This window comes from Rhizobium mayense (assembly GCF_030272705.1).
Classification (GTDB): Bacteria; Pseudomonadota; Alphaproteobacteria; order Rhizobiales; family Rhizobiaceae; genus Rhizobium; species Rhizobium mayense.
Genome location: NZ_JARFYM010000022.1, coordinates 72,549 through 87,213 on the forward strand (window position 1 = coordinate 72,549; position 14,665 = coordinate 87,213).

Here is a 14,665-nt window from a genome sequence, read left to right on the forward strand (position 1 = left end):
TCAGTTGTCGTAGGGATCGGCCGCATCGCGCAGGCCATCGCCGAAGAAGTTGAAGGACAGCACTGCGATGACGACAGCCAAAGCCGGCCAGATCAGCAGCCACGGCGCGGTGGCGACCGTGCGGATATTCTGGGCATCCTGCAGCAGCACGCCCCAACTGACGACCGGCGGCTTCAGGCCGATGCCGAGGAAGGAGAGCGAGGTCTCGGCGACGATCATCGTCGGGACGGCAAGCGTCACGACCGCAAGGATGTGGCTCGTCAGCGACGGCAGGATATGTCGGAAGATCAGCCGCGCCTCGCTCGATCCGTCGAGGCGGGCGGCAGTGACGAAATCCTCGCTTCGCAGCGCCAGAAAGCGGCCGCGCACCTCGCGCGCCAGGCTCGTCCAGCCAAGCAGGGAGACGATCAGAGTGATGACGAAATAGACTGTCACCGGTGACCATGTGAGCGGGATGGCGGCGGCAAGGCCGAGCCAGAGCGGAATGGTCGGCATGGCGCTGACAACCTCGATGACGCGCTGGATCAGCGTATCCACCCAACCGCCATAGAAACCGGAGATCGAGCCCAGCACCACGCCGAGGATGAGCGAGACGGCGACGCCGACAAGGCCGATCGACATGGAAACGCGCGTGCCGTAGATGAGCCGCGAGAAGACATCGCGGCCGAGCCTGTCGGCGCCGAGCAGATACATCGGGTCGTTCGGATTGATCGGCCCGATCAGATGCCGGTTCATCGGGATCAAGCCCCAGAGCCTGTAGGCGGGTCCTTTGACGAAGAAGCCTACCGGCACGATCTTCTTGTCGTCGACGACGAAGGTGCGGCGCAGCGCCACCTTGTCGATGGCGATGGTGTAACCCTTGACGTGGAAATTGAACTGCGAGCCACCATCAGGCTTGGTTGCAAAGAAACTCAGGCCCTGCGGCGGAGCGTAGGTATATTGCGGCCGCGCCGTGTCGGGCAAAGCGGGCGCCAGGAATTCGGCGAACAAGCCGACGAGATAGAGGATCAGGATGATGGTCCCGGCGGTAACGGCGACCTTCTGACGGAAGAACTTGCCGGCGATGAGGCGCCAGGGACCGACGGCGGCTGTCGAAACCGCCTTGTTCTGCCGGAGCGGGCTGATCGAGGGGCCGTCGGCGAGGGCGAGGACCGGCCCGATTTGGGTTCCGCCCATGTTGGTTCCGCCGGCATTGCTTTCAAATGTCTCCTGCTTAGCCATGACAGCCGCTCCTCAATTGAACCGGATGCGCGGGTCGAGCAGCGCCAGCAGCAAGTCGGAGACCAGCATACCGACGAGCGTCAGCGCGCTGAGCAGCAGGATGAAGCTTCCCGCCAGATACATGTCCTGAGACACCAGCGCCCGAAAGAGCAGGGGGCCGGCGGTCGGCAGGTTCAGCACGATGGCGGTGATCGTCACACCGGAGACAAGGTGCGGCAGCACCCAGCCGATCGCCGAGACGAAGGGATTGAGAGCGATGCGCACCGGATATTTGAGGATGACCTTGTATTCCGGCAGCCCCTTGGCACGGGCAGTGATGACATAGGGCTTGTGCAGCTCGTCTGTCAGGTTGGCGCGCAAAATGCGGATGAGGGCCGCTGTCCCCGAGGCGCCGATGATGATGATCGGGATCCAGAGATGGGCGAGGAAATCGCCGGCCTTGGCAAGGCTCCAGGGCGCATCGGCAAATTCCGGTGAGTTCAGGCCGCCGACGCTCTGGCCGAGATATTTGTAGGCGACATACATCAGCGTCAGCGCAAGGATGAAGTTAGGGACGGCGAGGCCGATGAAACCGAGGAAGGTGAAGACATGATCGCCGACCGAATGACGGCGAACGGCGGAATAGATGCCGATCGGCAGCGATACGATCCAGACGAAGAGCAGGCTGAGAAGCGAAATCACCAGCGTCGAGCCCAGGCGTGCCCAGATCAGGCCGGCGACCGGCTGGTTCCATTCGAAGGACCAGCCGAAATCACCGCGGCTGACGATACCCCAGATCCATTTCAGGTATTGGATATAGAAGGGATCGTCGAAGCCGTAGATCTGCTTTAGCCGCTCGATCTGCGCGGGATCGACGGTCTGGCCGCTGTCGCTCATGGTGGCGAGCATTGAGGTCAGGTAATCGCCGGGCGGCAGTTGGATGATCAGGAACGAGATCAGCGACATGCCGATCAAGGTCGGTATCATGTAGAGAATGCGCTTGACGATATAGCCGAGCATCGGCCTGCTCCTCCCGTTGAACGCGCCCTCCCCGGCGCTTCGTCGGATCATCTCTTGCCCCCGGCGTTCAAGCCGGAGGCAAAGTCTCGAAATTAGGTCCCCGAGCTCATTCCCCCAAGCTCATTCCCAAGTCAGATGCACGACCTCCAGCCGGTCGATGCCCGGCACGTCCACCACCGCCCGGCCATCCCGGATGCTGAAGCCGGCGGCCCGGTCGGCGACCACGAGCCAGGCTTTCGCCACCGATTTGCCCTTGGGAATTTCGAACGAAACCGTCTGGCTTGCCAGCGGGAAATTGTCGCGGATCGGCCCTTTCATCATCATCGGATTGGTGAGGTTGAACAGGGAGAGCGCAACGCCATCGGCACTTTCACGCAGCGCCAGATCGACGACCCCAGGACCCTCCACGATGACACGTGGCGTCTTGCCAAGTGCCCAGCGCACGGCGTTGGCAATCAGCCGGGCATGGTCGACGGCCATGACTTCCCAGAATATCTCGCCGATGTTCCACGGAATGTAGACGGAGCGGCCGCCATGGCCGGTCTTGCGGGCGATCACCGCGGCCCCCCGCGGCCCCTCGCGGGGATAGACTTCCTCCATCGGCAGATCCGGGAAATCCGGCACGTAAAGGAACGGAGTTTCGGCCTTGCCGGTGGTCTCGACGGCGATCAGATGCGTGCCGCCCATGATGCGGGCGGCACCTTCATAGCCGGCATTGACCGGATGTTCCCCGGCGAGCGCCACATAGGTGTTCTTGACGATGCCGCGCGGGCCGGCGACGAGCGTGGCGCCGAAAATGTCCGCAAGACCGAAATCTCCGCGCTTCTTGCCGAATTCGTCGCGCAGCGACGTTTCGTGGGCGGCAACGACGCTGCCGCCGCGTTTGACATAGGCGCGGATAGCCGCGTTCTGCGCATCCGAGAGGCAGGAGGCATTGGCGAGGATGATCAGCTTGAAGCGATCGAGATTTTCCGCCGTCAGCACCTGGTCGGAGAGAAGCTCAAAAGGCAGTTTGGCCTCGACCAGGGCATGATAGAAGCCGAGATCATGCTTCTCCGCCTTCGACCGTTCCTCGGGCGCCCAGTGGCGCAGAGTCGTCGATGGGTCGATGACGGCGATTTCGGCGGTCGGGTGCATGCTTTCGATGACCGGCTCGACAGCGGCTTGCAGGGCGAAGGCATCGGCCACCGGCTCGACCCAGCGCTGGTCGGGCACGACGCCGTTGAATTTGGTGAACCAGGCATAGAGGCCGTGCGCCGTGCCGTCATTGATCCAGAGCTGCATCTCCTCGCCGGAGGTAACGGCATCCTTCCAGCGATACTCTTCCTCTGGGCCGATTGAGGTGATCAGCACGACCGGGCGATCGGGGAAGGTGGCGCGGATGCGTTTGCCGTTACGCCCTGCCGACCAGCCGAGTTCCACGCCGCGGCGTCCCTGATGGTCGACGACGAGGAAGGGGCAGTGCTTCGATATGACCGAGAGATCGAATTCCATCAGCGAGGCGCCGCCCATATTCGGAATGAAGCTCGCATGCGGGCGGATCGCCTTCACGGCATCGTCCCATTGGGCAATCATGTCGGTCAGAACCCGGCGGCGCCATTGCAGCCAGCCCTGCCAAGCTGGATCCTCGGCGTCTGCAGCGCGCGGCAGGGCGTAGCCGAACATGTCCTTGAACCGGCGGGCACTGTCTTCGCTATAGTCGACGCCATGGCCCTGCCAGCGGTTGGCGAAGACGGCGTCTATATCGTATTTGCGGACGATTTCCTTCACCACCTCGGGCATGAAGACGGTGTTGTAGTCGCCATAGGCATTGGTAACCCAGACATCCGGATAGGCCCAGTGGCGGCGGGGTTTGCCGTCGGCATCGATCATCACCCATTCGGGATGCGCCTTGGCCGCATCATCATGGATCGCATGCGGATCGACGCGGGCCATGACGTGCATGTCGAGCTTGCGAGCGGCATCGACCAGCGCCCCGAAGACGTCGCGATTACCGAGGAACTTGCTGACATAGTGGTAGGGCACGTCGCTTGGATAGTAGGCGATGTAACCGCCGGCGCTGAGGCAGACGGCGTTGGATTTCGTGCGCTTGAAGACGTCGACCCAGAAAGCGGGATCGAATTTCTCCGGATCGTCCTCGGCAAGGGTCAACTGCGTCCAGCGGGTCGCGGTCTTATACCAGTCCGTCGTTCTTAGAGTGTCGGTATTCTGTTTCCTGGCGTCGAGCATCGGTTTTATCCAGTTCGCTAGGCATGATCCCGAAAAGCGTGAAGCGGTTTTCGGATAAGATCATGCGACATCAAACGCCTAGAGCCTGCTCTAGGCAAAAGGGAGCCGCCGCGCCGGCCACGGGGACCGGCGCTTCGACCGCTGGGAGGAACCTGAACGATATCAGGCTTTGAAATATTGCTCCGGCATGGTGGGAGCGGGCGTTGGCCAGCCGAAGGAATTCGGCATGGTCTTGGTGACGTTCTTCATGTTGTTCTTGACGATGCCGTATCCGTCAGGAGGCAGCGATATGCCGAAGACGTAGAAGGCGTCGGCGGCCGATTGCAGGATGTCCTTCATGATCGAGTTCTGGCCGGCGGCGTCCGAGGTCGACTTCAGCTTGTCGTAGAGCTCATATTGCTTCTTGGTCGCTTCTGGCGGCTCGACGGCATTGGCATTGCCGCGGTCGAGATACCAGAGCTGCCAGCCCGGCGCGTACATGGCGTTGCTATCCGTCGGCACGTAATAGCGCGGGTCGAGCATGGCGGCGATGCCGCCGTTGGCGCCGAATTGATGGGCGGTGGCGTCGAAATCGCGGCCCTGTCGCACACGGGTTTCCCAGAGCGAACGATCCATGGTGCGCATCTGCGCGTCGATGCCGACGGCCTGGAACATCGGGATGATCAGCTGGAAGAGATCGAGGAAGACGGCACGCGCCTGATCCAGCTCGAAGACGATGGTCAGGCGCCGGCCCTTGTCGTCGAGGCGGAAATTCTGGTCGTCCTTCTTCGGCACGATCTTGTCGAGCATGGCGTTGGCCTTGTCGACATCGTAGGCGGTAAACTGCGTCGCCAGTTGCTCGTTATAGAGCGGATCTTCCTTCTTGATCGAAGGCTGCGCGGGCGCGCCTTGGCCGACGAGGACGGCGTCGATCAGCGTCTGGCGATCGATCGCGGTCGAGAGCGCTGCACGGAAATCGCGGTTCTGGAAGAGCGCCCGTTTGGTCTCGTCATTGTGATTGAGGTTGAGGATGAAGTTCATCACGTTGGCTTCGGTGGAGGTCAACGTGTAGAAGTCGTAGCCGCCCTGTTGGCGCGCATCGTAGAGCACGGACTTGTTGTTGGGCGTGGCGATATATTGATCCATCAGATCAATCTCGCCCTGCATGGTCTTCAACAGAAGCACCTGCGGATCGGCGACCATCTGATAGACGATGCGATCGAGATAAGGCAGTTGATTGCCCGCCGTATCGACCTTCCAATAATAGGGATTGCGTTCGGCTACTGCCCGCTCGGTATTTTCGCCCGGCGCGATGGTGAACATCCAGGCATTCAAGCAGGGCTTTTTCGAGGAATTCAGGAAGAAGGAATTGTCGTCCTGGAAGCCGGCGGCGCTCTGGAAGGAGGCGATCCAGCTTTCGAAGCCGCGCTGCTTGGCAAGCTCGTTGGCCTTGGGATTGTAGTCGATATGAAATTGCTCGAGATAGTGTTTCGGGCAGCGCGTCGTCTGATCGTTGTTCGCCCAGGCGACCTGTAGTGGGAAGAGGCCGTTCGGCTTGTCGAAGATGACCTTGAAGGTCTGCTCGTCGACGATCTCGAGCTTGGCGGGCTTGCCGCCGGATTTCCAGTGTGCCTGGCCGACGAAGGCAACGCGATTGTCCGTCAGCACCGTGTCGTACCAGAATTTGATGTCGGCAGTCGTATAGGGCTGGCCATCGGACCATTTCATGCCCTTGCGCAGGCGGATCGTGTAGACCTTGGAATCGGCGTCGCCCTGGAATAATTCCGCCACATTCGGCGACACGCCCGACCAATCTGGCGTATAGCGCAGCAGCGGCTCATAGGCCTGATAGCGGAACAGCATCGACAGCGAGCCGCCGCCGACCAGCGCCATGTTCCAGTCGCCGCCATATTTGCCGACCGCTTCGACCGGCTTGATGACTAGGGGATTTTCGGGAAGGCGATCTTTCAGCGGCGGCAGCGCGCCGCTCGCGACTTTCTGTTTCAGAGCATCCGCTTCCTGGTAGTCGGCGGCGAACGTAGGCAGGGCCGGCAAAATGAGGACGGCCGAAGTCCCGGCCAAAAAGGCCCGACGTCTCATCTTCATCAATGTGTCTCCTCCTCGCGCATAACCCCGAAAATCGTTCGGATCTTCGGAAAGGCTTATGCGCCCTCCTTTTGATGCTTTGCGTCCATAGGACGCGCGGCGCAGCAGAGAGCCAATCCCGTTTTCGTTATTTTTTACCTATCGGGTTGGATATCAAAGAAGTATATTTTGGCTATTGTTAGGTAAAGCGTTATGTTGGATGAGAAGCCGATTTTATATCGGATCGGATTCCGCATCGTGGAAAATCCGGCGAAAGGTAGGGAATGGCAATCAAAGACCGAATTACGCTGCAGCAGATCGCCAATGAGGTCGGGTTGTCGAAATACGCCGTCTCGCGCTCGCTGGCAGGCAAGAGCGGCGTCAGCGAGGAAACGCGCGAACGCATCAAGCAGACCGCGCATCGGTTAGGTTATATCAAACCGTCGTCGCAGTCCGATCGGCAGGAGATTTCCCTCATCTTCCATGATCTCGATGTCATCAACAGCGAGCTGCACATGCAATTGCAGAACGGCGTGCAGCGCGAGGCTCATCGGCTGGACCTGCCGATCCGCATCCGCTGGACGCATGATCCGGCTGATGTGGCGGAGCTGGCGCGCATGAGTGCCGGGCTACTGCTTGTCGGCGCGCACGAACGCGCCTCGATCGAAGCGGCGAACGCGTCCGGTATTCCCGTCGTCAGGCTCGGTTGGGTGGATGCGCTGGAGCAGGCCGATCAGGTAACCGGCACCGACCACGAAGCCGGACAGGCGGTCGCCCGCTACCTGATCGAGCTCGGGCACCGAACCATCGCCTATGTCTACGGCACGCCTGGCTATCGCGGCCGGATGGAACGGTTCTACGGCGCACGCGAGATCATGGAAAAACGGGATGACGTGACGCTGCATGTGATGGAATTCGAGGAGCAGGGCGGTTTTGTCGATGCCTTCAAGGCGCTGAAGGCGGAAGGCATACACCCGACCGCTTTCTTCTGTGCTCATGACGGGCTGGCGCTGACCGTGGTGTCGGAGCTTCTTGGCCTCGGCTATCGGATTCCCGACGAGATTTCGGTCATCGGTTTCGGCGATTTCTCACCGGCGACGCAGATATCGCCGCAACTGACGACGGTGCGTGTGGAAGGGCAGGAAATCGGCGTCGTCGGCCTGCAATTGCTGCTGGAGCGCATCCGGTCGCCGAAACTGCCTGAAGGGCCGGCGAGACGCGTGCAGATCGCGTCTCGCATTATCGAGCGCCGCTCCGCCGGGCCACGCAAGGCGGAGTAGCGATTGGAACTGCTTCAGGTCGCCTGCGCCAATCGCCGCAGCAGCTTTGCCCAGGCGGTCAAGCCGAGGCGGAAGTTGGAGAGGCGGAAGAACTCGTTCGGGGCGTGATAGTCTTCGTCCGATGTGGAGAAGGAGAAGAAGAACGCCTCGGTGCCGAGATGTTTGCGGAAGGAGGCGCCGATCGGGATCGTCGCACCCATGGCGACCCGCAGTGGCGGTTGGCCGAGCAAATCGCCGAGCACCTCTTCCGCCACCTTCAGTGCCGGCAGGTCGGGATCGATGAAAAAAGCTTCGCTGCCTGGTCCATGGCGATGGACGTCGAGCGCGAAGCCGGCCGGCAGCCGGGCCTTCAGATGCCGGGTCACCACGTCGACGACATGGTCCGGCTTCTGGCCGGCGATTAGGCGGCAGGTGATCTTGACGCTTGCCGTCGTCGGGATGACCGTCTTGGTACCCTTGCCCTGATAGCCACCGGAGATGCCATTGAATTCGAGCGTCGGCTCCAGCCATTGCCGGATCAGCAGCTCCCGGCCGGTCTCGATCGGGTCCGGCTTCGGCGAGCCGATCTCGCGATAATAGGCGTTGGCATCGAAGTTGGCAGCCTCGATCGCGGCAATGATGCGGGCATCCGGCGAGCTGGTGCCATCGAGATAGCCTTCGACCGCAACGCGGCCGTCCGCGCCGTGCAGCGACGCGATGAGCTTGGAGAGAGCGCTGATCGGATTGGGGGCGCTGCCGCCATGGCGGCCGGAATGCAGGTCCTTGGAAGCGCCGGTCACCGTTACTTCGAAAGCGACGAGGCCGCGGCTCGCAACCGTCATCGACGGCCGGTCCGGACGCCACATCGCGCCATCGGCCGATATCACCAGATCGCAGCCGAGGCGGTCGCGATAGGTCTGCAGCGTGCCTTCGAAATGCGGGCTGCCGGATTCTTCCTCGCCTTCGATCAGAACCTTGAGATTGACCGGCAGGCGGCCTTCGGCGCGCATATAGGCTTCCGCGACGAGGATCGGGATCAATAGCGGTCCCTTGTCGTCGGAGACGCCGCGGGCATAAAGCCGGCCGTCGCGTTCGTCCGGTTCGAAGGGGGGCGTCTTCCACTTGTCGAACGGGTCTGGGGGCTGCACGTCATAATGGCCGTAGACCAGAAAGGTCGGCAGCTTGGGATCGGTGATAATCTCGCCGAAGACGGCAGGATGGCCACCGGTCGCGAGCTGTGCGACATTGACGAAGCTTGCCCGTGTCAATCGCTCGGCGACGAAAGCCGCCGCCTTGGCGATGCCGTCGGCATAGGCCGGATCCGTGCTGACGCTCGGGATGCGGCAGAAGGTCTTGAGGTCCTCCAGCGCCGCACCGAAATGCTCATCGAGATAGGTTTCGACGCCACTCATTTGCCGCCATCCACGCTGATCACCTGGCCCGAGACCCAGCCGGCGAAGTCGGACGCAAAGAACATCACCATGGCGGCGATATCCTCGGGTTTGCCGAGCCGCTTCAGGGCAATGTTCTGAAGAAGCTTGGCCTGGCCCTCTTCGCCCATCGCCTCCCATTGCCGTTCCGTCGTCGGGTTGGACCGGACGAAGCCGGGAGCGACGTTGTTGACGGTGATATTCCAGGGGCCGAGCTCATGGGCGAGCTGCCGCGTCAGGCCGATTTGGCCGGCCTTGGCGCTGGCATAGGCCTGGATGCCGGTCAGCGAAATGCCGAGGCCGGCGCCGCTGGAAATATTGACGATGCGGCCGGATTTCTGAGCCTTCATGGTCGGCGCGACCGCCTGGGACATGAAGAAGGCACCGGAGAGATTGACATCGAAGATGGTCTGCCAGTCGCTCTCCGATATCTCTTCTATGGGACGGCCAACCTGGCCGCGCACGCCGCCGGCATTGTTGACGAGGACGTCGATCGTATCGGAAGAGGCCGCGATCTTGGCGACTGTTTCCTGCACGGCCGTGCGATTGCCGACATCGAGGATGTGCGCCGTGGTCTTGCTGCCGCAGAGCTTCAGCGTTTCCTCAAGGCCGGCTTCATTGACGTCGCAGATATGGACCGTTGCGTTGCGGGTGGCGAAGCTTTGGGCAATGTTGCGGCCGAAACCGTGGGCGGCGCCGGTGATGATGATGGTCTTGCCGTCGAAGGTGATGTTCATGCTGCAGCCCTCGCGAGATCATCGAGATTGGCGAGATCGAGCGGCCGTTTACCGTCCTCGATCTCATGGATCATCGTGACAACCTTGGCGGCCAGAGGCGTGGGAACGCCGAGCGACCGGCCGATTTCGACCACTGGCAACACCTGCGCATCGACTTCGGTCCTGCGCTTGCGGATGGCGAGATCGCGCCAGATGCCGGAATGGGATTTTGCCGACTTGCGGTTATGCACCACCATCTCATCGAAGGAACGGGCGGTTTGCGACGCCGGAGCGGAGGGTGCAAAGGCGGCTGGATCGAAGCCATTGAAGGCCTCGGTCACGATGTGCTGCGCTTCCGCTACCTTTCCGATTTCGTGCGCCAGCTGTGTCAGCACCGGCCGATAGGCTGGGTTGGCGAGCACGTCGGCTATACTGTCGTTGGTAAGCGCCGTGCCGAACAGCAGCGCGCCATAGATCAGCTTGCCCCAGAGGTAGCCCCAGATATTGTCGGTCAGGACAGCCTTCGGCTCGAACTGCAGCATTAGCGCATGGATCGCCTCGATGCGCGGCGTGAGCTTTCCATCGAGCTCGCCCACGACAACGGCGCCGTAGCCGCTATAGTGCACCACGCCCGGTTCGAGATAATCCGCGCCGAAATTGACGAAGCAGCCGATGACATGCTCCTTGCCGATGATAACTGAAATGACGCTCTCGTTCAGGCCGTTCTGGGCAGAGACGACATAGCCGTCCGCAGCGACATGCGGCTTGAGCGCCGTGGCGGCCGCAGCCGTGTGATGCGCTTTGACGCAGAGGAAGATGCGGTCGAACGTGCCTTCCAGCTCTTCCGGCAGATAGGCCTTGGCCTTGACGGTGTCCTGGTAGATCGGACCGTCTATCCGCAAGCCTTTGGCGTTGATGGCCGCGACATGGTCGGCGGCGTTGTCGACGAAGATCACCTCATGCCCGGCGCGGATGAAGGAAGCGCCGAGAGTGCCGCCGATCGCGCCGGCGCCCCAGATCAGGATCGGTTTGGTCATGCCCATGCTCCTTCGAGCAGAGCGCGGGTTTCCTTGACCGCGATATCCCAGATCGCCTGCATTTCCTCATCCGATCGCTCGTAGTAGCCGCCGAAATTGCCGTCGCCGAGAAGCGTCTTGACGCCGGCGGGCGACATGGCGCGCATGCGGGCGAGGTCGACCATCGGCTTCTGCTGCGTCGGGAAAACGGTGCCGGGCAGGCGTGTCCAAGGAAAGTTCTCCATCCACGACGCGTGCGAGGCGACCGTGTCGATCTCCTGCACCTTCGCGAAGGTCTGCGGCGCGTTCCACCAGTTGTGGAATTTGACCGATGTGTCGGGATTGTCGGCCATCCATTCGACGGCGAGGCTGCCGGCCGGCTGGTTGCCGCCGTGGCCGTTGACGATCAGGATGCGGCGGAAACCCTGCTGACGCAGGCCATCAAGGATATCACGGACGATGCGGATATAAGTTTCCTGGCGCAGGCTGATCGTGCCGGGAAAAGCGAGGAAATAGGGCGTGATGCCATAGGAGACGACCGGGAAAACCGGAATGCCGAGCGGCTCGGCCGCCTCGGTGGCGACGCGCTCCGACAGAATGGAATCGACCGAAAGAGACAGCTGCGCGTGCTGTTCGGTGCTGCCAAGCGGCAGGATCGCCCGGTCGTCATTCTTCAAATAGGCTTCGATCTGCTGCCAGTTGCATTCAGAAACTCTCATGATGTCTTCTCCTGTTCCCATTCTTATTCATTAGGACGCAACCCCGAAAATCACTGACCTTCGGGGGAATGCATGCGCTTTTTCAAAGTGTTACTGCGTCTCTTCGACATCCGAGTGGACGGGCGGCGCAGTAGTAGTTTCGGACGCTCGTTTTGCGACGGGCGTATCGGCCGGCTGCGGCTGAATGCCGGCAGCGCGGAGGATGGGGACGATGACACGTTCGATATCGGCGATGTCGGGTGCGTGGCGGTATTCGATCGCCGGCATGCCCTGCGGCAAATGCGCGATAACGGCCTCCGCACCGGAGGCATAGATCACGACACTGGCGCGGGCGATCAGGGCGTCGAGCCCTGGCGTTTCCAGCGTGCCGGCGGAAATTTCGCTGATATGCGGCGCAAAGCGCTGCACGCCGCTTTTCATGATCGGCAGGAAATCCGGAAAGCGGGAGATCACGGCAATGGAGGCCAGCGAATCCAGCGAAGCCAGCGCTCTCCGTGTCTCTTCCGACGGCGTGAAGCTGACCGTCACGACCTTGGTGTTCGGCAGCAGCATCGCGACTTCGCGATGGCGGTTGGCAAAGGTGATGGCGAGATCGGCGGAATTGGCTCGAGCCTTTGCATCGCTCTGGCGCTCGATGGCGGCGATGGTCAGCGGCTCGACGGTGACGCCGCGGCCAAGGCGGGCGGCAATGAAGCGCGCATAGCTAGCCGTCGCATCTGGAAAGAGGCCGACCATGACGATGCGCATCCGCGGGCCGATACTGTCGCGATAGAAGACCCGGGCGCTGACGAGCGAGACGAGTTCAGCCGAACGGATGCCGAGCGCGCGGGCTTCATCGATCATCTCGTCGATATGGCGATGCAATTCACTGGCGTCGGCGCGGCCGGCAAGACGGGCCTGCAGGCTGTCGGTGACAAAGGTGCCGGAGCCCTGCCGCGCATCGATCAGGCCTGCAGCTTTGAGATCGGCATAGACCTGGCTTACGGTCATTGGCGCTACACCGATTTTTTCCGCTAGCTCGCGCACCGACGGCAGTGTCTCGCCGGGGGTGAGCTCGCCGCAGGCAATGCCGTATTCGATGAGGCCGTGGAGCTGCGTGCGCAATGGCACAGGCAGCTCGCGATCGACGAAGAACTCCATGAATGCCGTTCGAGTTAGCTGTTATAATCTGTTGTGACAGTTATCCTGACGCCGCAGATGGAGCCTGTCAACCGCTCTGAGGCGCGATGCCGAATAGCGAAAGGCATAAGCGGGCTTTACGAGTAGGTCATACCAGTCTGTTTCACTTTTTTAGGGCCTGAAAAAGCGGTTGACACCTAAAAGAACGCGTGAAATCGTTATAGCCAATAATAACACTTAAAAGCGTTCACAAGAACAAGGGGAATTCCATGAAAACGATCGCCAAGGCGGCACTTGCGGCCGCATTACTGCTTAGCACCAGCCTTTCAGCATTGGCCGTCGAGCGCGGCGGCAATTTGACCTATGGTCGCTATGCCGACAGCCTGTTCCTCGATCCGGTGCTGAACGACGCCAACGTCGACATCTGGGTCCTGTCCAACCTCTACGATACGCTACTGCTGCCGACCGACGATGGCAAGGGCGTGCAGGCTGGCCTCGCCACGGCCTGGAAAATGGCTGATGACGGCTTGAGCCTGACGCTGACGCTGCGCGACGGCATCAAGTTCTCAGACGGCTCGCCGATCACGCCGGAGGATGTCGCCTGGTCGCTGAAGCGCGCAGCCAATCCCAAGAACGGCATCTGGAACTTCCTTATCAACTCGATCGACGATGTTACGGCGCAGGGCGACAAGACCGTCGTTATCAAGCTGAAGCACGCAGATCCGGCGATCCTGGCGGCGCTGACCGTGTTCAACACGGCGATCCTGCCGCAAAAGGCGTTTGAAGCTTCGGCTGGCGCGACCGATGCCGACAAAGCGAAGAGCTTCGGCGATCACCCGATCGGCTCCGGTCCTTTCATGCTGAAATCCTGGGACCGCGGTTCCGACATGAAGCTGGTGCGCAACCCCTATTATTGGGGTGTTGGTGAAGACGGCAAGCCGCTGCCTTATCTCGACAGCATCGACTTTCAGGTCATTCCGGATGACGCAACCCGCATCCTGAAGCTCAATTCCGGCGAACTCGACGGCGCCGAATTCATCCCCTATTCGCGTGTTGATGAGCTCAAGTCGGCTGACAATCTCAACATGCAGCTCTTCCCCTCGACGCGCGTCCAATACATCACGTTGAATGTGCGTCCGCAGCTCGGCGGCAAGGACAATCCCCTGTCGAATCCCAAGGTGCGCCAGGCGATGAACTATGCGCTCAACAAGGATGCGATCATCCAGATCGTCACTCACGGCGTCGGCTCGCCGATGACCTCCTTCATGTCGTCGGCAACGCCGCTGCATTCCGGCGACAAGCCGCTCTATCCCTATGATCTCGACAAGGCGAAGGCGCTGATGAAGGAAGCCGGCTTGGAGAAGGGTTTCTCGACCAGCCTGCTCGTTCTTGCCGGCAACCAGGACGAAATCGGCATCGCCACGGCGCTGCAGCAGATGTGGGCGCCGCTCGGCATCAAGCTCGAGCTGCAGCAGGTCGACAATGCCAGCCGCACGCAGCAATATCGTGACGGCACCTTTACAATGCGCGAAGCCGCCTGGACCGACGATATTGCCGATCCGAATGAGATCACCTCCTACTTCGTCTATTCGCCGAATATTCAGGCACTGCATTCCGGTTGGAAGAACGACGAGGCCGACAAGCTGTTCGAGGCTTCGCAGAAGGAGATCGATGTGAAGAAGCGCGCCGAAGAATATGCGCGCATCCAGGAGATCTACAACGCCGACGGACCGATCGTGCCGCTCTATCAGACGCCTTATCCGGTGGCCCTGAACAAGAAGGTGAACGGCTTCCTGCAGATCCCGCTCGGCAACAATATCTTCACCAAGACCTGGCTCGCCAAGTAAGGTTCGATATCATCGGTGCGGCGAGCTAGGCTTGCCGCGCCGATAA

Annotated in this window: 11 protein-coding genes; 2 read left to right on the plus strand and 9 right to left on the minus strand. The window is 61.2% G+C overall.

Annotated elements, in window-relative coordinates:
* The 4 genes from PY649_RS22930 to PY649_RS22945 all read right to left on the minus strand — a co-directional run bounded on the left by PY649_RS22930 (nucleotide 1) and on the right by PY649_RS22945 (nucleotide 6,537).
* On the minus strand, nucleotides 1–1,221 hold the full coding sequence (locus tag PY649_RS22930) for an ABC transporter permease (RefSeq protein WP_432761391.1): 1,221 nt from the start codon (nucleotides 1,219–1,221) through the stop codon (nucleotides 1–3).
* Nucleotides 1,222–1,233: 12 nt separating this feature from the next.
* Nucleotides 1,234–2,220, minus strand: a complete 987-nt coding sequence (locus PY649_RS22935; RefSeq protein WP_285871036.1) for an ABC transporter permease — start codon at nucleotides 2,218–2,220, stop codon at nucleotides 1,234–1,236.
* A gap of 120 nt (nucleotides 2,221–2,340) precedes the next feature.
* Nucleotides 2,341–4,449 carry an alpha-amylase family protein gene (locus PY649_RS22940; protein ID WP_285871037.1) on the minus strand — a complete coding sequence of 703 codons (2,109 nt, stop codon included), beginning with the start codon at nucleotides 4,447–4,449 and terminating at the stop codon, nucleotides 2,341–2,343.
* Nucleotides 4,450–4,611: 162 nt separating this feature from the next.
* Nucleotides 4,612–6,537, minus strand: a complete 1,926-nt coding sequence (locus tag PY649_RS22945) for an ABC transporter substrate-binding protein (protein WP_285871038.1) — start codon at nucleotides 6,535–6,537, stop codon at nucleotides 4,612–4,614.
* A gap of 260 nt (nucleotides 6,538–6,797) precedes the next feature.
* Here PY649_RS22945 and PY649_RS22950 point away from each other — a divergent pair, with 260 nt between their 5' ends.
* Nucleotides 6,798–7,793: a LacI family DNA-binding transcriptional regulator gene (locus PY649_RS22950; protein ID WP_285871039.1), complete on the plus strand. Its 996-nt coding sequence runs from the start codon at nucleotides 6,798–6,800 to the stop codon at nucleotides 7,791–7,793.
* A 14-nt stretch (nucleotides 7,794–7,807) separates the two neighbouring features.
* Here the strand turns inward: PY649_RS22950 and PY649_RS22955 are convergent, their stop codons facing one another.
* The 5 genes from PY649_RS22955 to PY649_RS22975 all read right to left on the minus strand — a co-directional run bounded on the left by PY649_RS22955 (nucleotide 7,808) and on the right by PY649_RS22975 (nucleotide 12,793).
* On the minus strand, nucleotides 7,808–9,184 hold the full coding sequence (locus tag PY649_RS22955) for a dipeptidase (RefSeq protein ID WP_285871040.1): 1,377 nt from the start codon (nucleotides 9,182–9,184) through the stop codon (nucleotides 7,808–7,810).
* Nucleotides 9,181–9,939 (minus strand): SDR family NAD(P)-dependent oxidoreductase, encoded by a 759-nt coding sequence (locus PY649_RS22960; protein WP_285871042.1) that lies wholly within the window; start codon nucleotides 9,937–9,939, stop codon nucleotides 9,181–9,183. The genes PY649_RS22955 and PY649_RS22960 overlap by 4 nt, the downstream gene beginning before the upstream one ends.
* On the minus strand, nucleotides 9,936–10,955 hold the full coding sequence (locus tag PY649_RS22965) for a ketopantoate reductase family protein (RefSeq protein ID WP_285871043.1): 1,020 nt from the start codon (nucleotides 10,953–10,955) through the stop codon (nucleotides 9,936–9,938). Before PY649_RS22965 ends, PY649_RS22960 begins: the two co-directional genes overlap by 4 nt.
* A complete protein-coding gene (locus tag PY649_RS22970) occupies nucleotides 10,952–11,653 on the minus strand; it encodes a creatininase family protein (protein ID WP_285871045.1) in 702 nt (233 codons plus the stop codon). The genes PY649_RS22965 and PY649_RS22970 overlap by 4 nt, the downstream gene beginning before the upstream one ends.
* A gap of 90 nt (nucleotides 11,654–11,743) precedes the next feature.
* Nucleotides 11,744–12,793 (minus strand): GntR family transcriptional regulator, encoded by a 1,050-nt coding sequence (locus PY649_RS22975; protein WP_285871046.1) that lies wholly within the window; start codon nucleotides 12,791–12,793, stop codon nucleotides 11,744–11,746.
* A gap of 248 nt (nucleotides 12,794–13,041) precedes the next feature.
* On the opposite strand from PY649_RS22975, the gene PY649_RS22980 reads away from it, so the two are divergent.
* Complete coding sequence (locus PY649_RS22980) at nucleotides 13,042–14,619, plus strand: ABC transporter substrate-binding protein (protein WP_285871047.1); 1,578 nt, start codon at nucleotides 13,042–13,044, stop codon at nucleotides 14,617–14,619.
* Nucleotides 14,620–14,665: the final 46 nt, after the last annotated feature.